The organism is Bacillus sp. FSL K6-6540 (genome assembly GCF_038007545.1).
Genome location: NZ_JBBOXH010000001.1, coordinates 3,955,750 through 3,976,302, shown reverse-complemented (window position 1 = coordinate 3,976,302; position 20,553 = coordinate 3,955,750). Strand labels below are relative to the sequence as shown.

The window sequence follows — 20,553 nt, the reverse complement described above, 5'->3', positions numbered from 1 at the left end:
TCATTGGAACTCTATAGAGTTCGACATAATCAATTCCAAAAACTCTTCAAGATTATGTGCCGCTTGTTCAACTTCTTCAAATTCAGGTTCATATCCGCGCACGATAGCACCAACGTCATTGGTTAAATCAATCGCATAGAAGGAATACCCACCATCGACTGACATCACGATCGGCAGGTAAGAATCCCACCACGCAGTTATTTCTGATTTCCATAGTTCATCGCCCCTTGCTGCCTCCAAACTGAGCATTTCATATTCATTCCATTTAAATTCAGTATCGGAGCGATTATTGTATTCATCCTCGCATAGAAACCAGGTCTCCTCATCAGGTGTGATGCATCGTTTTACAATACTTAAAAATTCCAAATAATCATAAGGGATTTCCTTATATCTTGATAACAAGCTGCCAGCTAAATGTAACTGATGATCCTCATTCTTAGTTATCGTCCAACCGTTTTCTTCAGCCCAAATCATAAATTCATTTATTTTGTCATTCAGGGTCTCTTCTCCCACCGTATTCACTCCAATTTCTTATAGGCTCTGATTATTATTCTAGTCAGACAGTTCCATATCCTTCTGGAACTCAATGTGCATTCCATATTTCGATAGGTATCGAATAGTACTCGGTTTATACTATATACAAAAGTACGCCAGTCGATAATAGATGGGGAGAGGTATAGTATGGACATGATAAAACAGCTTGAAAAGCTTACCGCCTTTAAAAAGCTTCACTCTAATTTCTTTATTTTGCCCAATGCATGGGATGCTGCAAGCGCGAAAACTTTCGAGAAGTGCGGCTTCAAGGCCATTGGCACGACAAGTGCCGGCATAGCGGTTTCCCATGGGTATGCGGATCGGAATATGCCCTTCGATAGGATGCTGGATACGGTCCGCAGGATCGTGCAAACCGTGGATATCCCGGTTACCGTGGATATGGAAGACGGGTATGGACAGATGCCTGATGAAGTCGCAGAATCGGTTAAGCAGGTGATCAAGGCAGGCGCGACTGGGATTAACATAGAAGACAGCAGCATGGATCGACAAGCGCCGCTGCATGATATTTTGCTCCAGCAAAACAAATTAGCCGTGATCCGAAGGCTGGGGAATGCCATGGGGTATCCTCTCTTCATCAATGCACGGATCGATGCTTACTGGATCAAGTCTATGCCGTCTGCTGGGAGGCTTGAAGAGACGATCAAGCGGGCCCATGCCTACCAGGAAGCCGGGGCAGATTGTATTTTTGTCCCCGGAATCCAGGAAATCTCCGACATCCAAACACTGCGCCATGAAATAAGCTGTCCGATCAATGTATTGGCCGGACCGGGAATACCTTCCGCAAAGGAGCTTGAAGCGCTGGGGATCCAGCGTATCAGCACCGGCTCAGGTCCTTTTCGCGCCGCAATATCGCTGCTGTATCGCATGGGCCATGAAATATTGGAGGAGGGAACTTTTGAGCACATGACTTCGGGAGTCCTTTCTTACGACGATTTATCGGAAAAGCAGTCTTGGTAGCAATCAACGGAGATAGCGCCTGCGTAGATCTTCATTGCAGCTTTGCTATGGCTGCCGGTGGAACGGCAGGCGATCGAGAACAGTTAAAATGTATCCCTGGAGAGTGGGCTTGCCCCACTCCTTTTTTTATGGGCAGGGATTATAATCCATCGTGACAGTGAAAAGTTTGGATGGAGGGGGGAGTGAACGTCAGAAAGCGGGCTGCCTGCTTCCGATAAATGTTAGCGCCTTCACAAAAAAACAAGCAAGAATACAACCGGGAGAACGGAAGCTGCAGTGCCTTATTATCGTGTGGCAGATGAATAATCTTGAGGAGGTATTTATGCTTACCATTACAAGAAAAGCAGTTAGTCTGTTGGTCGTGCTTGCCGTAATGATCACAGGATTCTCACCCCGAACTGCGGATGCTTTAGAAATCGATAGGTATTCAATTTCTTCAATGGATATGACGGATGCCGCTGATCCGGCATCTTTGGCACAGACCGCCGCTGCTCCGGCCACGATACAAAATTACCCGATGCCATCCATCTATACCGCATCCAGCGTGTTTTCGTTGAAAGCGAATAACGAAGCGATTCCTGTTATCAGTTATCTGGCTGATTATGATTATGCGCAATTTTCCTTTTCCGGCACGGTCCGTATCGAAGTTACCAACAATGTGCCGATTACATCATACTCCATCAGTCCTCAGGCTAAAAATATCGAAGGCACGGTCAACGGGAACAAGCTAACGTTCTATCTTTCATCCTCAACCTATGTCATCGTGAAAATCAATGACCAGAGGAAGAAGATTGTTATCGCAGCAGATCCCTTGGAGACGGATATTCCCCCGTCCACAGGTGCCGGGATTTATAATGTGACGCAGTCGCCTTACCATGCGGATAACACGGGTACATCGCTGGCATCGGGTCCGATTCAGCAGGCGATCGATGACGCCCATCAAGCCGGCGGCGGCGTTGTATTCATTCCGGCCGGTGTTTATAAGAGCGGGAACCTGACATTAAAAAGCAACGTAACCCTTTACCTGGCCGGCGGCGCCGTCATTGTCGGCACGGGCAAGGGGGAAGACTACGTGATTGATTTTCGCAAGGATTCACGAAACGCGGATGGAACGTATTTTATTCGTACTGCCGTAGATTCCACCAATATTACGATACGGGGACGGGGAACCATTGATGGAAAAGGCATTGCGATGCGAGAGCGAAGGATGCCGGCGCCGAATAAGAATGAAGGGTTCCTCAATAACCTGCTCGTTCCGATCGCAACATCCAATTTTACTTTTGACGGCCTAATATTGCGGGATGGCGGTTTCTGGTCGTTCATGGTGGTACGTTCCGACAATGTGACCATAAACAATCTTAAGGGATTCCAGGATTTATACAAAATCGAGAATGACGTTATCGATATCAATGAGAGTCAGAACGTGCTTGTTCAGCATTCGATTGCCATCTCGGATGATGACACGTATTCCACTAAAACCTGGCTGCAGACGGGGATGTCCAAAGACTGGCCGGGCGAGCTTGAACATTTGGAGAATGTGGTCTTTGATGACGCTTTTGCATGGACAAGATGCGCGGCTTTCAAGATTGGCATGGGTGTAGCCCAGCCGCAAATCGGCGTAACCATCCGAAATTCGTATGTCTATCAAAGCGCCCGAGCATTGCTTATTGATCATGGATACCAACTGAATACACTCCCGGAGGAAGGTTACGCCCAAAATATCACCTTTGAAAATATCGACATCGAACGCGTCGGCATCAATCAATTCGGGAACTATTGGCTTGGAGTGTCCACCAGCACTTCCGGCGATGTAAGCAATGTTGTAGTCAAGAACATCAATGTTCGCGAGACCGGCACCCAGAAATCCAGAATTTCCGGGAATGCCACGAAAGGCGGAAGGGTTAACGGCGTCACGTTCACGGATGTTTATGTTGGAGGCAAGCTTGCAGCAACCCTGGACGACTTGAATGTTACCGTCAATAACAATGTATATGGTATCGTTTTTGCCAATTCCAAACCTCCGCTATTCAGCGACAATTTCGAAGACGGAAATACGGCGGGTTGGACGTCGATGTCCGGCGGTTGGACCGTCCCGAAAGTCGGCACGAATCACGTGCTGTCCAGCGGGAATCAGACAACCACCTCCCTGATTACCGCTAATAGCGGGGGTTCATGGACGGATTACGTTTATGAAGCCAGATTAAGAATGCCCATCACCAATGCCAACGCGGGCATGGTCTTTAGGGTGCAGGATGCAAACAATTATTATATGTATCGCATTCATTCATCGAATCAACAGCTGGAGTTGTTCAAATCCGTAAATGGACAGCTGACGCTTGTAAACAGTATGCCGTTCACGGCCATTGAGAAACAGTGGTATAAGGTTAAGGCGGTTATGCAAGGGAACACGATTTCCTGTTACGTGGATGGAGAATTAAAGATGGAATGGACCAATCCTGTAACCGAATTGACGGCTGGGGGGATCGGATTCCGGACCACCTCGGCGGGCGTCCATTTTGACGATGCCGTGGTTAGTCTCCTCAATAAAGCGCCTGAGGAGATTGCCCTTTCACACAACAGTGTGGTTGAAAACACGACGGCGGGAGGAATGGTCGGAACCTTTTCCACCAGCGACCCTGATGCGGAAGAAACATTTGCTTATATGCTGATAGCGGGGGCAGGGGATGTGGACAACGGCAGCTTCACCATTTCGGACAATAAGTTGTTCCTAGCCGTAACGCCTGATTACGAAGCCAAGGATAGCTACAGCATCCGGGTGAGGAGTACAGACTCAGGCGGACTGTATGTTGAGAAGACCTTTACGATCCATGTCACGGACGTGAATGAACCTCCCGTGAATCCGGATCCTACGGTCATTGTATTCAGCGACGATTTCGAAGATGGAAATGCCGGAGGATGGACGTCTGCTTCAGGTTCTTGGGATGTAACAACGGACGGCACAAAAGCCTTGATTCAGAATCAAGCTGCCACTGCAGTCATTGCTGCCGGCGATTCGTGGACGGATTATACGTATGAGGCCAAAGCGAAAATGCCCATCACCAATGCCAACGCAGGCATTCTCTTCAGGGTACAGGATGCGGGTAATTTCTATATGTTCCGAATCCATTCCGCAGCCCAAAAGCTGGAGTTGTACAAATCCGTGGACAACGTCATGACCCTTGTATCCAGTACCCCGTTTACAGCTCAGGCGAACCAGTGGTATACGATGAAGGCTTCTATTGAAGGGAACGCAATAAAAGGTTATGTGGATGGAGAATTAAAAGTGGAATGGACCAATCCCGAGACCGAACTGACAGCAGGAAAAATAGGATTTCGGACCACTTCGGCAGGCGTAGCTTTTGATGATGTTGTGGTACTGGCACCTGATTCGATCTAACTAGTACGGCATCCGTACTTTTTCAAAAAAAGCCGATCCACAGGTCGGTCAGCGTTAAGATGATCATACGAAGGAGCTGCCCATAACGCCATGATTGGCTGCCAGGGACAGCTTCGTTTTTTTGCATTGTCGTACAGGGGATGCAGTGACATAATCAAAGGAAGAAATTTAACGGAAGGCGTGAAAAGCTTGGAGTATCTCCGCAGGCAATCGTTCCGCAACAAACTCAAGGTCGCTTTTCTGGCTGTCATCGTGCTTTCTGTCCTGATGACCGGAGGGTTGTCTTATTATATCTCGGCTGCCACGCTGGAAAAGAATGCGCTGAAGCTCACGCAGGACACGGTGGTCAGGTCGGCACAAATCGTGGATGAGAAGCTGAACAAACTGATGCTGATTATGATGACGTTTATGATCAGCCAGCCTTTCTACGACATGCTGAAGGATGCCGCCTCCGGGGATGCCAGCAGATATTACACGCATCTGAACGATCTTGATAACGTTTTCTCGCAGGCGCGGATCGCCGAGCCGCTTATCCAATCGATCTACGTATTTACACCGATCGGCGAATTTTATCCTTCGTCCATGAACCGCAATCGGCTCACCGAATTCGAGGATACCGTTCTGTATGCGCGCATCGAACAGGAGAAAAAGAACCTGTGGGTGGAGGGGCATGAGGATATGCTCTTCTCCGGCAAGGAACGCGTCATTTCGCTTATTCTGGAGCCGATCTTTGACACTCCGGTCAGCGGTGTTTATATTGTCGTGAATATCCGTGAGGACGGTTTCCGCAAGCTGGTACAGGGGAACACCGCGGAAGGGGCGTCCAGCTTCTTGCTGAACGCTGATGGAGAGGCGGTTTACCCCGTGAAGGAACCGCTGGTCAGGCAGGCAGTGGAGACGGGTAATTTGAGTGGCATGATGAGCCGCTCGGAGGGAAGTCAGCCCTTTGAAATGGAAGGCCAGACCTATCTGCTTAATTATGCCCGACTCGGCATTGCGGATTGGACCATGACCACCATCCGTTCCCGGGCCGACGTGCTCCAGGACATGGTTTTTGTCAAATGGCTGATTGCCGGGGTTACGCTGGCTGCTTTTACCGTCACCACGTTGATTTCGGGCGCATTTTCACGCTATTTGCTAAAGCCGCTGCAAGGGCTGCTGAAGGTGATGAAGCGGGTCGAGAACAACGATCTGACCGCCCGTTTTGAGAGCGGCAGCGGAGATGAACTGGCTCAAGTGGGATTTCGGTTTAACCGGATGCTGGAACAAATTGTGGTGTTGATTGATGAGGTTACGGAAGCGCAGACGCATAAGCGATCTGCAGAGATCAAGGCGCTGTCAGCGCAGATGGACCCGCATTTTCTGTACAATACGCTCAACACCATCTACTGGAAATTGAAATTGAAGCAGATCGAGCCGTCGCAGCAAATGGTCATGTCGCTCTCACGCCTGTTCCAACTCGGATTGAACAATGGCCAGGAAATTACGACACTGTCGAAAGAACTGGAGCATGTGCGCCAGTATCTGGAACTGCAGTTAAGCTGCTATGAAGACTTATTCTCTTATGAGATCCATGTACGCGAACCGGAGGCGTCATCGCTTTCGATTCCGCGCATCATTTTGCAGCCGCTGGTGGAGAACAGCATTTTGCACGGTTTTCGCGACCTGAAGAGCGGCGGCCTAATCGAAATCGAGATTGGCGGGGATGAGAAACGCTGGACGATAGCCGTACGTGATAACGGAAAGGGAATGGACAAGACCCAAGTGCGCGAACTCTTTTTGCAGGAGTCGAAGAAGGGATATGCGGTATCCAATCTGATCCGGCGGCTCCGGCTCTATTATGGGGACGGTGCGGAATTTCACGTAGACAGTGCGCCGGAGCGCGGAACCGAAATACGGATTTCATTGCCCAAGAAAGGGGAGCATTTGGATGAGCAATCCTGAGGCGATCAGTCTCTGCATTATCGACGATATTAAAAGCGTGGTGGACGGACTGACCGCAATGAACTGGGAAGAGCAGGGGATTCGGGTCGCAGGTGTATCGAGCAATGGGGAAGAGGGGCTTACGCTGATCACCGGGCTGCGTCCGGATCTGGTTATTACCGATATCCGGATGCCGATCATGGACGGGTTGAGCATGCTGCGTTTGGTGCTGGAAGAGAACCCCAGCTGCAAGGTCATTCTGATCAGCGGCTATGCCGATTTTGAATATGCGCAGCAGGCGGTGCAGCTGGGGGCGTTTGATTTTGTGGTGAAGCCCTTCACAGAAGAAGAAATGATGTCGGCTGTGCTGCGAGCCAAAGCAGAGGTTATGGAAGAGAGGTCCAAGCGGCTAAGTCTGAGGGAAATGGAAAACAAGCTCCGCGAGAGCATGCCGGCGCTGCGGCAGGAATACTTTGCGCTGCTCGTAAGCCACCGCACTTCATGGGAAGAGGCCTCGGAACGGTGGGAGTTTCTGAATATTGAGCTGGAGCCGCGGGGCTTCGTGGTGATGCTGATTGAAATTGACCGTTTCCGGGAGCAGGTTGCCGAGCAGTCCATCCAGGAAATGGAGCTGATCCGGTTCTCGCTGTTGAATATTATGCAGGAGACGCTTGCCCATTATGCGCAAAGCGTTCTTTTCCGCGCCCGTCATGATCAGTACCTGGCCGTTCTGAACGATACAGGACCATCCAGTCCGATTGAAATCGCCGAGCAGTGCTGCCGGAATATTGAACGATATACCAAGTTCACGGTCTCGGTCGGAGTCGGCGGCAGAGTGGAGGAGATCAGCAATCTTCCGGATTCCTATCGCCAGGCTCATCGGGCGCTCTCCCATCACCTGTTCACCGAAGGCAATGCCGCCATTATGTATGACGATATCCTCCAAAGCGGAAGCCAGGAACCGCTGGCACTGGAGTACAAGGACGAACTCCTGCTGGCTCTTCGTTCCGGGAATGCTGTCCGGACGGACGCGATTCTGTCCGCGATTTCGGAAGTGCTGCAGAAACGGATCTCGCGGCAAAATCCGGATTATCTCCTCAGCCTGTACGATGAACTGGCCGCTTCAGCAATCCGCACGCTTTACGAAATGGTTCCTTATTCGGAGATACAGCCGATGATTCAGAAATTCAGAACGGTACAAGGGACGGCGGGGCTGCCGCTGGCCTCTTTGCAGCGTCAACTGCTTGCCTTGTGCACGGAAGGGGCCGAGCTGGTTCGCCGGAACAGCTTATCCGAAGGGCAGAAGGTTATTTATAATGCCATAGGCTATATCAAGGGCCGTTTGTCCGAGGATATTACCGTTGGCGAATGTGCCGCCCATGTGCATCTCAGTGCCAGCTACTTTTCCAGCTTGTTCAAGCAGGTGACCGGAATGACGGTCACACAGTATATCACCTCGGAACGCATTCAAAAGGCGAGACTGCTGCTGGTAGAGGGGGCGCAGGTGCAGGAGGTGGCTGCGGCGGTAGGGTATGAGGAGCGCAGATATTTCAGCGAGATGTTCAAGAAGATCACCGGCCAGACACCGTCGGAATTCAGGGCGGGCTATCACATGGACCGGCCGGAGGCGTGAGGTGCCTGCTGCAGGAGACCATAGGATTCTATCCCTTGAGAGTGAATTTGCCTCACTCCTTTTCCGAGAACGGGATTCTATAATAAAAAACGAGCTCACAATACAAACGTTAATCAAAGGGGTAGAATGTATGCGAAAAAAATGGTTAAGCCTCGGCTTGAGCCTCATTCTGGCAGCCGGAATCGCAGGCTGCGCCGGAAACGACAACAGCAGTGGCAATGGCGGCACGACGAATGGCAAGTCTGACGGCGGAACGGCAGCACCATCAACCGAGACGGGCCAACCCGTACAGCTTAAATACTGGACTGACGACCGTCATGACCAGGAGTATATCAAGGAATTGATCAACAAGTTCAATGAAACAAACGGCGATAACATCCAGGTGGAATTGACGGTCATGTCCGAGAATTACGCGCAAAGCGTCGACATTGCCTTTTCCAGCAACCAGGCGCCGGATGTACTGCGTCTAAAGAGCGCCAATACGTCCGGATTCGTCAAAAAAGGGTATCTCGCCCCAATTGACGAGTATCTGACCGATGACTTGAAAGCGAAGTTCGGCAGCCTGCTGATCGACGATGTCAACCGTTTTGACGGCAAGGTGTACTCGCTTGCCAATACCGGTCTCACCATGCGTCTGGTCTACAACAAGGATCTCTTTGCCAAAGCGGGCATCGAGAATCCTCCGAAATCGCTGCAGGAAATGGTGGAGGATGCCAAGAAAATTACCGAAGTCGGCAAGGCCGAGGGCATCTATGGTTTTGCGCTGAACTTCAAAAATCCGAAGCAAGCATTTGACCGTTCCGTCCGGGAGATTCTATCCTTGAGCGGTTATCAGGGACTTGGCTTTGATCTGAAAACAGGCCAGTTCGATTTCGAGCCTTACTCGCAGGTCATTGATTATTTCAAGCAAATGCATAAAGACGGAAGCATTCTGCCTGGCGCGGAAGCGTTGGACATCGACCCGCTGCGCGCCCAATTCGCCGCAGGCAAAATCGGTATGTATCTATCCTTCTCGACGGAGCCGGGCGTGTACATGGATCAATTCCCGACTGAAATCAACTGGGGGGGCGCATTGGCTCCAACGCTGGACGGTCAGATCAAGGGAACTTCCGAAATCGTGTCCGCCGGAACGTGGCTCGGCATCAGCGCCCAATCGGCCAATAAGGAAGCGGCTTGGAAATTCATGCAGTATATGTACGGCGATGAGGTTCTGAAGACCTATCACGAAAAAGGCTTCGGGATTGCCATTGTACCGAGCATTGTAGAACAGGCAAAAGATCCGGAGATCAATGGCATGGAAGGCTTCCTGGTGGGGGAACACGACTCGCTCTGGCCTGCTTCGCCAAACGTTACACCGGAGGGTTCCACCTATGCGGACGCTTTCTTCAAATATATGCTTACCGATGAAGATCTGAAAGCGATTACGGAGGATTTGAACACAAGATACAACGCCGCATTGTCCAAAGCGGTGGAGAAAGGCGAGATCAATGTAACGCCGAACCCTGCCTTTGATCCAACCAAACCACAGGGAGAATAACAGGCAAGGATGGGGCTGCCGCGCACTTTTTTGGCGGATGCCCCTTTTCTTTCCCCGAAGGAGGAACCCATCGTGAGTATGAAATGGAAACGGCTAGGGGAGAATGCTCTGTTTCTATCGCCGAGCATCATTTTGACGGCTGCCCTGGGCATCTACCCCTTGATATGGATGCTGCGTTATATGTTTTATGACTATGCCGGGTATGGCGAAGCGCTGTTCGTTGGGCTGGACAATTTTCGTCGGCTGATGCGCGATGCGCTGTTCTGGGAATCGGTCGGCAATACCTTTGTCTACGCCGGAGGCAAGCTGCTGCTGACGCTGCCATTGTCCCTGCTGCTCGCGGTCATCCTGAACGGCAAGCTGCGAGGCGGAAAACTGCTGCGAGGGATCTATTTTATGCCGACGATCATCAGCACCGCGGTTATCTCCGTGGTGTTCTATACGATCTTCAATTCCTATAACGGGATGGTTAACACCGTATTGATGAAGCTGCACCTGATCTCGCAGCCGATCGACTGGCTCGGGCCGAAGCATGCGATGCTTACGGTCATTATTGTGGCGGTATGGGGCGCGGTCGGCAATTATATGCTGCTGTTTCTGGCCGGACTGCAGAGCATTCCGCAGGATTTATACGAGAGCGCGGCCATGGACGGCGCAAACGCCGGAAGACGGTTCTGGAGCATTACGCTTCCGATGCTGGCTCCGGTAGCCCAGTTGGTCATCATGCTCGCAATTATCGCATCCCTGAAAGGCTATGAGAGCATTATGCTCATCACGGAAGGCGGACCGATCGGCAAAACCGAGGTCATGTATCTCTATCTGTATAAACTGTTGTTTCCGGTTTCCACGGGATCGCCTGTGGAGCAGCAGCTTGGATACGGCAGCGCCGTTGGCTTCGCAACCGCTGTTATTGTGGGAGCCATCACGGGTTTGTATTTCTTATTAAGCCGTAAAATGAACAAGCTTTATTAGAGTTTCTTTTAAAAAGCCCACTTAACATGATTTTTGAACATGCACTATATGCAACAATAGACGCCAACTTAGCAAAGGCCCTTACGATTTGACAACAACGCCGCAGACCGATTGATCATGAACGGCTGCAGGCGTGCAGGAGGATCAGCAGATGAACGAACAGGTATTACCCCAACAGCCGGATGCGCGCGGCAAAATCGCCGCCCGCCCGCCTACCGGTCACATAGGCAGAATTGCGGGCCGCACGGTAATGTGGCTGTTCTTATTGATAACGGCGATACTGACATTATTTCCCCTGTTGATGACTTTGTCCGGTTCGCTCAAGACCGGCGCCGAAATGATGACCGGCGGGAGCCTACTGCCGGCCAAGCTGCAGTTCGTCAACTATGCCGAAGCATGGAAGCAGGCTAATTTTGCCCGCTATACCTGGAACAGCGCTTTTGTCAGCATTATGGTTACCGCAGGCACCCTGCTGGTAGCTGCCATGGCGGCTTATGTGGTGGACCGTCGCCATTTTCCCGGCAAATCCCTGTATGTGACGACGCAGGCGTCGATGATGTTTATATCCGTCGGTGCGATCGTGCTGCGCCCGCAATTCGATTTGATGGTCGCGCTGAACCTGAATACCACGTTGTGGGGCGTGATCCTGATTCTGATCAGTGCCCATTCCAGCACATTTTTTATGCTGCTGGGTTTCTTCAAAGCGATTCCCCGCGAGCTTGACGAAGCGGCCATGGTGGACGGCTCCGGCTTTGTCCGAACCTTCTTTCGGATTATTCTCCCGCTCCTGACGCCGGGGCTTGGCGTGGCCGGGCTGTTTGCTTTCCGCCATGCCTGGAACGAATACATTCTGCCGCTGGTGTTCACGATGACGAATCCTCAGCTGCAGACGCTCACCGTCGGGCTGGCGAATCTTCGTTACGGTTCTTCCGCGGCCATGCAGATCCATTTGATGATGGCGGGAGCATGCCTGTCGATTCTGCCGATGCTTCTCGCTTATATTGTGGCGAACAAATCCTTTATTCAAGTGACGGCGGGTTCAGTCAAAGGTTAATTTCATAATTCCATATACAAGGAGTTTGATGCAAATGAGAGATTCAACAGTGGGACCTTTGTTTTCCAGCCCGATCATGACCCGGCATTCCGCGAATCCGATTCTGACTCCGGGTGATGTGCCCTATGGTCCGGCGTTGGTCTTTAATGCCGGGGTTACCAAATTTAAAGGCAAATATGTGATGGTTTTTCGCAATGACTACGGTGATGAACATCAAGGGATTGTTGCTCCTCATCACACGACGAATCTTGGGCTGGCCTTCAGCGATGACGGCATAAAATGGGATGTGCAGCCGGAACCGTGCTGGTCCTGGCATGATGAAGAGGTCATCCGCGTGTATGACCCGCGTCTAACGGTAATCGGCGAACAATGTTATATGTGCTTTGCGGTCGATACCAAGCACGGGCTGCGCGGCGGCATCGCCGTCACCGAAGATTTCAGATCCTTCGAGGTGCTGAGCCTATCGCTGCCGGACAACCGCAACATGGTATTGTTCCCGGAGCGGATCGGGGGCAAGTACGTCCGGCTGGAGCGCCCGATGCCTGTATACAGCCGGGGCGGGATAGACCGCTTCGATATGTGGATGAGCGACTCGCCTGACCTGAAATACTGGGGAAACTCCAAGCTGCTGCTGGCGGTTGAAGATGTAGTTTATGCCAATGACAAGGTAGGCCCCGGCGCTCCGCCCGTCAAAACGGATAAAGGTTGGCTGACCCTGTTCCATGCCGTGGACATCGATCGCAGCCGGGGGAAGAACGGCTGGGAGGACAGCTGGAAGAAGCGATATACGTCCGGCATATTACTGCTGGATCTTGCCGATCCCAGCCGGATCATTGGCATGGCGGAGACGCCGCTGCTTGCCCCGGAAGCCGATTATGAGACCGATGGCGGCTTCCGCAATCATGTTATTTTTCCGGGGGGCATGATTCTGGAGGATACCGGAGAAGTCAAAATCTACTACGGCGCCGCCGATACCGTAGAATGCCTGGCAACTGCGCATGTAGATGATTTGCTGCATCTTTGTCTGAACGGCACAGTCCATAAGTAATGATGACATGTTGAAGCTATACAGAATGGGGAGGGTTTCTATGAAAGGACATATTACGTTGCCATCCGCCAGCATTCCGGTCAGCCGCGAGGTGGATGTGCTTGTCATCGGCGGAGGCGCCTCAGGCATCGCCGGGGCCATTGCCGCTGCGAAAGGGGGGGCGAAAACAATGCTGGTGGAGCAGCGAGGATTCCTTGGCGGCATGGGCACGGTTGCGCTCGTTCCGGCTTTCTGTCCCTTTACGGATAAGCGGAAGCCGATTATCCGCGGTCTCGGCCTTCAATTGATGGAACGGATGAAGCAGGCATGCGATCCTCAGTACCGCGAGGAATATCAAGAGATGCTGGATTGGGTGCCGATCGATCCCGAAGTGCTGAAACGGGTTTATGATGATGCCATTCTGGAAAGCGGCGTGACGCCGCTGTATCACACCTTTGTTTACGATGTTGTCCTGTCTGAGGACCGCCGAAAGGTTGAAGGTGTCGTTGTCGTCAACAAAACAGGACGTTCTTTCATCCCCTGCAGGTATATTATCGATTGCTCGGGAGATGGGGATGTTGCCGCATTGGCGGGAGCTCCTTTTCAGAAGGGCGGGGAAGCGGGCGAGCTTCAGCCCGGCAGCATGTGCTATCTGCTTGCGAATGTGGACCGTCCAAGGTTCAGACGGTACTTAGAGGAGAGCGGGGATACGGGACAACTGCACAAGACGGTGGAGCTGGCGATCGAGGACGGCGCGCTGCCGGAGGGCCGCAAGTCGATCTCCGGCCTTGCTTGGGTCAGCGACTATTTGGTAGGCGTCAACTTCGGCCATGTATTCGGCGTGGACGGCACCCTTGCCGAGGACTTGACGCGGGGGGCGATTGAAGGGCGCCGCACGGCGGAACGCCAGCTGCAGTTCTTCCGCCGCTACGTGCCGGGCTTTGAGCGCGCCCATATGGTAGCGAGCGGGGAGCAGCTCGGCATCCGGGAGACGCGGCGGATCGAAGGGGACTATATCCTGACGGTCGATGACTTCCTTGCTGCGCGTTCCTTCCCGGACGACATTGCCCGCAACGCATACTACATCGATATTCATCTCGCCAACAGCAAAAGCGAGATGACCTTTAACCACCTGCCGCCCGGGGTTTCACACGGCGTACCGTACCGGATCATGCTGCCGATTGGCATCGACAACCTTTGGGTTGCCGGACGCTGCGTATCCTCGGACCGAGCAGTGCAAGGCTCCCTTCGGGTGATGCCGAACTGCTTCTCCATGGGTCAGGCCTCGGGAACGGCGGCTGCATTGGCGCTGCGGGACGGCACCGGCTCGCGCGGCATTTCCGTAGCCGAGCTTCAGCAGCGGCTGCTGGAGCAGGATGTATGGCTGGGAGAAGATTTCATTCCGGCTGATAAGCAGAAGGGCGGGAATGCGCCGTGAAGCGGCTTCCATTAACGGATGAGTGGTTTCACGGTGCCGTGTCGCTCGAACACGGGGAGGATGGTATCAAGCCGTGGCGTATTCCTTACATGGATTACGAGCTGTATCCGCCTGGGGGAATCGATGGCAAAGCCGAGATATGTGCCGGTGTTCGCCTGCGGCTGCGGACGGACTCCACCGAGGTGGCAGTATCTTTTGCACCGCTTGCGGACGCCGCCGCCATGGATTGCGTTGTAGAAGGTAGACTATGCCAGACGCTCAGCCTGCCCGGCGGAGCAACAGAAGCCTTGTTCAGCGGACTTAAGGACGGAATCAAGGATGTGGAGATTTGGCTCCCTCAAAATATAGGAATAACCGTCACCGGCCTACGGATTGATGCCCATGCCGTCGGAGTCCCGCTGCCGGACACCCGGCCCCGCTGGGTTACGTACGGGAGCTCCATTACACAGTGCGTCGGGGCTTCCAGCCCCTCCCGCGCTTGGCCAGCCATTGCCGCCGAAGCCTGCGGCTTCAGCTTGACCAATCTCGGCTTCTCCGGCAACTGCCACATGGAACCGATGATGGGGCGTCTGATTCGCGACTTGCCGGCCGATTTCATCTCGATATGTGCAGGCGTGAACATCTATGGCGGGGGCACCTTAAGTCCTCGCATGTTCAAGCCGCTGCTGATTGGCCTGCTGGAGACGATACGCGACAAACACAGGGATACCCCGCTGCTTGTCATTTCTCCGATTTATGGCACCGTCCGCGAAACGCAGCTCAATTCGCTGGGCTTCACCCTGCCCGTAATGCGGGAAATTATCCGCGAGACCGTGGAGCTGCTAAGGGCTCGGGGCGATCGCCAGTTATACTATCAGGACGGCTTGAAGTGGTTCGGTCCGGAGGATGAAGCCTTTCTGACGGATGGCCTACACCCTGGAGCCGAGGGGTATGAGCTGCTGGGCCGGCGTTTCCGCAATCTTCATGACTTTGCGTTACGGGCTGTACATCGAAACGCGGAGTGAGGAGTTTCTATTATATTCGGGATAACCAATGGGAATCATGACGGATCATTTTTGGACTTTCTTTTGATTGGACGAAAAGAACTTGAAGACCTTAAAGCCGCATCCTATGCGGCTTTTTTGGTTTGAAATATATAAATTCTTGTTGTTACTTAAGTCAGGTGCATTTAATGCTTATTAAGCTGACGGGCACTTTTAAGGAATATATTATCCATTTAGGGTTGATGAATTGGTATGTTAAACTATTTTTTCGACTGCAATATGAACTAACATTCGCGAAAATAAACTAGCAACTTCATATAGCAGCAATTAAATCATCCAACTTACAAGATGAATGTATCAGAAAGGAAGTACAGCTTTGCCTAAGCACATAAAGATCTACGCACCAATACTTATTATTATCATCATTATAAACGTTGCGGTGTACAGGCATTTGGAAAACCAGGCATCTGTTAGATACAACAGTCTCCATTCCCTGTATCAGCTGAAGAACGACTCGGCATTTGCCTATTTAGTGAAGCACGTTTCTGAAACCATTCCGCTTGCTGATACGCTGATGGCGATCAGCGAGTCGAAGGAAAATGAAGATCCTGCCAAGATACGGCAATGGATCGATAAGGCGAAGATCCAAGCGGAGGAAATCGATGAGCAGCTATTAACGATCATTGAATTTAGCGACACCTTCCCCAACAACGCGGTTCCCAAGCTTTCAGTTAATAATACGGCAATGACAACGGATAACCAGGAGGACATGTTTATTCTCGCTTTTCAAGCAAGGACATGGCGACCGTTATACCAAATAAGCTATTCGTATTGGAAGTCTAATCCAAAAACAATTGACGCCAAGACCAGAGAAACCTTGCGCGCACTGGCGACTGAGCTCCGTGCGTTAAATCAAACCATTATGTCGTTCAAGGATGCCGCACACCACATGTTTTTCGAGGATCAAATAGAGTCATATAAAGCGGAAATGCTGCGGCAGTTGAAACCGCATCTTGAACGATTGAAAAAGATCCAAGATGACTTTACAGGTCAAAAATAAGACGAATGAATGGAATGGGCAGCATGCTACACCTTAATCTAATGAAGATAATGGGTTTTATAGAAAAATAAACCTCGGCCTGGTAAACTACCAATATAAAGTTTAAGGAGGAACCAGGCTTGAAGAGTTTTGTGAAAAATTCTGGCCGCATCACTATGATGTTGTTCATTGCATTTAGTGTCGGTTGCAGCGCTAGTGAACAAAGCAATCCACGCATCCCAGAAGAGATAGCAACGAAAGAAGCTGTTGAGTCCATGAATATGAATCCCCAAGCTGATTCAGGAACCGATGAATTAAGCCAAGCCGGAGAACGGTATGGGTCCAATATTATGTACTCCATTAAGATGTATCTCGAAAGACCGGAAGTTTCTCAAGCATTTCGCAATCAACTTGCCGAAACGATAGAGCTTGGATATGACTTGTATCGAAAGAAGGACATTCCGGAGTTCGAATCTTTGGTAGTCCATATAAAACAAGATAATCGATCAGAGGTAAAGGAAATATATGAGAAACTCATAACGATTTACCCTCTACCCACCAGAACAATCAGAGGTGCAGGCTTCAACAGCACTAAAGACGAAACAGTAAAGGCCGTTGAATCCTATTTTTGAGCCCGCCTTGACCGAAATATATATCTTGTGTTAAATTTTTTTCATGCAATAACGATGATGAACAATGGGAGGGATAAAGTGATGACTGCTTCTGAGATTGTAGATGTAAACGTGAACCTGTCATGTAAAGCGATGTTTGACAAGGTTCACATAATTACAAATCAGATACCGGAACTTTATCCTTCTATGCATATATACAGTTCGCGACTTATTTATAGTTAGTCTCTTATTTTTGTATAGGTATAGTTAGGTTAATGTACGCAAAAAGCACCGGTAAGCTGGTGCTTTTTTGCGTTTTCTCCGTTTAAAGGGAGATAGAAATGAAGCATTTATCTAAGTATGAAAAAATACGTAAGATCTTATCGGCTCTAAATCAACCGAATTATAGATATTCGCAAATAACAGAGGCAATCTTCAAGAACAAGATCGGAAATTTCGAAGCAATGAACAACTTGCCTAAGCCATTAAGAAATGAATTAATCAAAGAGCTTGGAAACAATGTGTTAAGCATCACACCGAAAATGGAGCAGAAATCCAACCAAGTTAGCAAAATTCTGTTTGCTATCCCAGGCGATGAATACATTGAATCCGTAAGGTTAAGTTATCAAACGGGCTGGGAATCCTATTGTATCTCTTCGCAGTGCGGTTGCGGATTTGGTTGTACATTTTGCGCTACGGGAACACTCGGTTTGAAGAGGAATCTTACAACGGATGAAATAACGGATCAACTGCTTTATTTTACTTTGAATAACCATCCCTTGGACAGTGTGTCTTTTATGGGAATGGGAGAGGCACTTGCAAATCCATATGTATTTGATGCTTTGCATGTGCTGACGGATCCTAAACTTTTCGGTTTAGGACATCGAAGGATTACGGTTTCTACCATAGGTTTATTACCTGGAGTAAAAAAGTTGACGAAGGAATTTCCACAGATTAATTTAACGTTCTCGCTTCATTCACCATTTCATGATCAGAGAAGCGAGTTAATGCCCATTAACAATCATTTTCCATTAGAAGAAGTTATGACCGTGTTGGACGAGCATATTCAGCAAACAAAGCGAAAGGTTTACATTGCTTATATCCTGCTAAGGGGTATCAACGATTCAACTAAACATGCTAAAGCCGTTGCTGATTTGTTGCGTGGAAGAGGGTCGTGGGAACATTTATATCACGTCAATCTAATTCCATACAATACCAATGATGCCACATCACAAAATTTTGTGGAGTCGGATCAGAACAGCATCAATATGTTCCTTAGAATCTTGAAGTCAAAGGGAATCCATGTCACCGTGAGGACCCAATTCGGATCAGACATCAACGCAGCATGCGGTCAACTATATGGATCAAACGGTAACATTTAATAAGTCGATCAACTAACCAGGAGGAATACAATGTTCTTAAAAAATACATCTATAACACATGTGATTCTCCATGCAGAGCCGGTTTTGAGTATTTGCATGGAGCAGCCAACAAAATAGAAACTGGCTTTGCTGCTTGAACAATAATTTCAAGGAGTGAGTCGTTCGTGAGATATATTAATGCTTATGTCGTCTTGCCGGATGAACTAGTAGAACAATTACAGGAATATGTCCAAGGCGAATACCTCTATATACCAGCTACAAAAGATGAGTTTAATGTCTGGGGAGAGCTGTCTGGCGCACGAAAAGAAATTAACCAAAGAAATGATGCTATTGTGGATGCGTATTTATCTGGCGCTTCAGTCGAGGAACTCTCAGAATCGTTCTTTTTATCAACCTACGCTATCAGAAAAATAATTTATCAGAAATAATTACCTACGAATCCCTTCAAGCGTGCTAAAATCCAGCACTGTTACTTGAAGGGATTTTTTTAACTATAGGGATCATTCTTGCTGTAACGACCGTTGCGTTTGAAGGACTGGCACTTGTGACGATTGCACCGACCCTGGCTCAACAGTTGAATGGGCTGCATTTGTTCGGTTGGATATTCAGCGCGTTTCTATTGGCCCAAATCCTCGGAACGATGATTATAGGTCAACGGATCAACCGAATCGGCGTTTTTGCATAGTTTGGCATATCGATTTTTATTTTTGTGACAGGCATCGTGATTGCTGCTGTTTCTGTGAACATGATGATGCTGCTCGCAGGGAGAGCGTTTCAGGGATTTGGTGCAGGGCTATTGTTACATGCGTGTATTACAGCATTACTCTAGGTTATCCCGATAAACTGAGAACGAAAATACTTGCTTTGTTTTCCGGGGCATATATTTTGCCTGCATTAATCGGCCCTTATATTGCCGGACTCATTGCGGAGTATATGTCCTGGAGATTGGTTTTTTGGCTGGTGCTTCCTTTCATTGGTTTGGCTGTACTGCTGACGCTTCCCGCTTTTCTCAAATTTCCAGTGAGACGGGATTCTGTTCTTAAGAACAGCCGAAAAGAAGGATTTGCATTACTTCTAACAATAGGAACGGGCCTGCTGCTGGTTGGATTAAGCCTGATAACCAATTGGAATGGTATTTTGCTTTCACTGGCAGGATTTGCGATCTTGATTCAGCCTTTGCGAACATTGCTGCCTGCAGGTACCTTAAGCGCTAGAGCAGGTCTGCCAGCTACGATTGCTTCTAGAGCATTCTTCGTGGCTTGCTATAATGCGACTGAAAGCTATGTCGTACTGGCATTGACTGATGTAAAAAAGCTCCCTGCAGATGTAGCGGGACTGATTGTAGCCGCGGGTGCGTTACGTTGGTCAACGGCCGCTTGGCTGCAGTCTAAGCTTGATGATAAAGACCACGGGAAGGGACGAAAGAAATGGGTAACAATCGGTATTGGATTTATGATCATTGGTGTTTTATCCGTATTGCTGGCTGTGGGCCTACCTGGAGGGGGAATTGGATTTGCAGTTATTTCGCAGCTTTTCACTGGGTTTGGCATCGGTCTGGCACATCCAACCACCGGAGCCATTGCGCTGCAGCACGTAAAAGCAGGGGAAGAGGGGGAAATATCCGCCAGTCTTCAGTTTACAGATGCCTTTAGTCCTGGCTTGAGCATTGGAATCGGCGGAGCCCTCGTTGCGATTAGTCAGTCGTTGAATTTGGATATATTAACGGGGATCTTATTGGCTTTGTCCCTCCAATTTATCTTCGTGCTCTTGAGTTTTACGATATCCTTCCGCATCAAAGATACTTAAGAGGATTTTAACCATTGGATAATTATAACATTGACAACTGCAGGCTTTTCCAAAATAATAGAAGGTAATTGAATACTGGTACCTTTAATTCAGTCCAGAGAGGCTGGCAAGGGCAGCGGATTTTTATAATCACGCGTGATTCAGTGCATATTCCGTCAGGGATGCTCTGTGTCTTCGCGCGGGTTATGATGTGATGGAAGAGGCTACTTGTCAGTGAAGACTTGACGAGTAGCCTCTTT

The 20,553-nt window shown here is 49.8% G+C and carries 15 protein-coding genes and 1 pseudogene; 15 read left to right on the top strand and 1 reads right to left on the bottom strand.

Going from position 1 to position 20,553, the window contains the following annotated elements:
* Entirely contained in the window at nucleotides 1-498 is a 498-nt protein-coding gene (locus MHH82_RS17380) for an SMI1/KNR4 family protein (protein WP_251498798.1), read from the bottom strand.
* A 183-nt stretch (nucleotides 499-681) separates the two neighbouring features.
* Here MHH82_RS17380 and MHH82_RS17375 point away from each other — a divergent pair, with 183 nt between their 5' ends.
* From MHH82_RS17375 to MHH82_RS17305, 15 genes and pseudogenes are all read left to right on the top strand, one after another.
* Nucleotides 682-1,512 carry an isocitrate lyase/PEP mutase family protein gene (locus tag MHH82_RS17375; protein ID WP_340966997.1) on the top strand — a complete coding sequence of 277 codons (831 nt, stop codon included), beginning with the start codon at nucleotides 682-684 and terminating at the stop codon, nucleotides 1,510-1,512.
* A gap of 322 nt (nucleotides 1,513-1,834) precedes the next feature.
* Nucleotides 1,835-4,909 (top strand): family 16 glycoside hydrolase, encoded by a 3,075-nt coding sequence (locus tag MHH82_RS17370; protein WP_340966995.1) that lies wholly within the window; start codon nucleotides 1,835-1,837, stop codon nucleotides 4,907-4,909.
* 90 nt (nucleotides 4,910-4,999) lie between these two features.
* Nucleotides 5,000-6,853 carry a cache domain-containing sensor histidine kinase gene (locus MHH82_RS17365; protein ID WP_251496397.1) on the top strand — a complete coding sequence of 618 codons (1,854 nt, stop codon included), beginning with the start codon at nucleotides 5,000-5,002 and terminating at the stop codon, nucleotides 6,851-6,853.
* Nucleotides 6,840-8,465, top strand: a complete 1,626-nt coding sequence (locus MHH82_RS17360; protein WP_340966993.1) for a response regulator — start codon at nucleotides 6,840-6,842, stop codon at nucleotides 8,463-8,465. Before MHH82_RS17365 ends, MHH82_RS17360 begins: the two co-directional genes overlap by 14 nt.
* A gap of 130 nt (nucleotides 8,466-8,595) precedes the next feature.
* Entirely contained in the window at nucleotides 8,596-10,002 is a 1,407-nt protein-coding gene (locus MHH82_RS17355; RefSeq protein ID WP_251496391.1) for an ABC transporter substrate-binding protein, read from the top strand.
* 72 nt (nucleotides 10,003-10,074) lie between these two features.
* A complete protein-coding gene (locus MHH82_RS17350) occupies nucleotides 10,075-10,974 on the top strand; it encodes a carbohydrate ABC transporter permease (protein WP_081746274.1) in 900 nt (299 codons plus the stop codon).
* A gap of 151 nt (nucleotides 10,975-11,125) precedes the next feature.
* A complete protein-coding gene (locus MHH82_RS17345; RefSeq protein WP_251496388.1) occupies nucleotides 11,126-12,028 on the top strand; it encodes a carbohydrate ABC transporter permease in 903 nt (300 codons plus the stop codon).
* A gap of 34 nt (nucleotides 12,029-12,062) precedes the next feature.
* Nucleotides 12,063-13,076 carry a glycoside hydrolase family 130 protein gene (locus MHH82_RS17340; RefSeq protein WP_340966987.1) on the top strand — a complete coding sequence of 338 codons (1,014 nt, stop codon included), beginning with the start codon at nucleotides 12,063-12,065 and terminating at the stop codon, nucleotides 13,074-13,076.
* A 40-nt stretch (nucleotides 13,077-13,116) separates the two neighbouring features.
* On the top strand, nucleotides 13,117-14,493 hold the full coding sequence (locus MHH82_RS17335; protein ID WP_340966985.1) for an FAD-dependent oxidoreductase: 1,377 nt from the start codon (nucleotides 13,117-13,119) through the stop codon (nucleotides 14,491-14,493).
* The gene (locus MHH82_RS17330) at nucleotides 14,490-15,497 is read left to right on the top strand and encodes an SGNH/GDSL hydrolase family protein (protein WP_340966984.1); all 1,008 of its coding nucleotides are present in this window, start codon (nucleotides 14,490-14,492) and stop codon (nucleotides 15,495-15,497) included. Before MHH82_RS17335 ends, MHH82_RS17330 begins: the two co-directional genes overlap by 4 nt.
* Before the next feature lie 331 nt (nucleotides 15,498-15,828).
* The gene (locus MHH82_RS17325) at nucleotides 15,829-16,536 is read left to right on the top strand and encodes a hypothetical protein (RefSeq protein WP_340966982.1); all 708 of its coding nucleotides are present in this window, start codon (nucleotides 15,829-15,831) and stop codon (nucleotides 16,534-16,536) included.
* Nucleotides 16,537-16,655: 119 nt separating this feature from the next.
* Nucleotides 16,656-17,147 (top strand): hypothetical protein, encoded by a 492-nt coding sequence (locus tag MHH82_RS17320; protein WP_251496372.1) that lies wholly within the window; start codon nucleotides 16,656-16,658, stop codon nucleotides 17,145-17,147.
* A gap of 320 nt (nucleotides 17,148-17,467) precedes the next feature.
* Nucleotides 17,468-18,508, top strand: a complete 1,041-nt coding sequence (locus tag MHH82_RS17315; protein ID WP_251496369.1) for a Cfr family 23S rRNA (adenine(2503)-C(8))-methyltransferase — start codon at nucleotides 17,468-17,470, stop codon at nucleotides 18,506-18,508.
* A 164-nt stretch (nucleotides 18,509-18,672) separates the two neighbouring features.
* Nucleotides 18,673-18,936, top strand: a complete 264-nt coding sequence (locus MHH82_RS17310) for a CD3324 family protein (RefSeq protein WP_145038368.1) — start codon at nucleotides 18,673-18,675, stop codon at nucleotides 18,934-18,936.
* Nucleotides 18,937-18,974: 38 nt separating this feature from the next.
* Nucleotides 18,975-20,314, top strand: a pseudogene (locus MHH82_RS17305) (MFS transporter).
* Nucleotides 20,315-20,553 lie beyond the last annotated feature (239 nt).

Coding starts and splice junctions, on each gene's coding strand:
- MHH82_RS17375 (WP_340966997.1), top strand. CDS start 682: ATGGACATGATAAAACAGCTTGAAAAGCTTACCGCCTTTAAAAAGCTT.
- MHH82_RS17370 (WP_340966995.1), top strand. CDS start 1,835: ATGCTTACCATTACAAGAAAAGCAGTTAGTCTGTTGGTCGTGCTTGCC.
- MHH82_RS17365 (WP_251496397.1), top strand. CDS start 5,000: ATGATTGGCTGCCAGGGACAGCTTCGTTTTTTTGCATTGTCGTACAGG.
- MHH82_RS17360 (WP_340966993.1), top strand. CDS start 6,840: ATGAGCAATCCTGAGGCGATCAGTCTCTGCATTATCGACGATATTAAA.
- MHH82_RS17355 (WP_251496391.1), top strand. CDS start 8,596: ATGCGAAAAAAATGGTTAAGCCTCGGCTTGAGCCTCATTCTGGCAGCC.
- MHH82_RS17345 (WP_251496388.1), top strand. CDS start 11,126: ATGAACGAACAGGTATTACCCCAACAGCCGGATGCGCGCGGCAAAATC.
- MHH82_RS17340 (WP_340966987.1), top strand. CDS start 12,063: ATGAGAGATTCAACAGTGGGACCTTTGTTTTCCAGCCCGATCATGACC.
- MHH82_RS17335 (WP_340966985.1), top strand. CDS start 13,117: ATGAAAGGACATATTACGTTGCCATCCGCCAGCATTCCGGTCAGCCGC.
- MHH82_RS17325 (WP_340966982.1), top strand. CDS start 15,829: ATGTATCAGAAAGGAAGTACAGCTTTGCCTAAGCACATAAAGATCTAC.
- MHH82_RS17315 (WP_251496369.1), top strand. CDS start 17,468: ATGAAGCATTTATCTAAGTATGAAAAAATACGTAAGATCTTATCGGCT.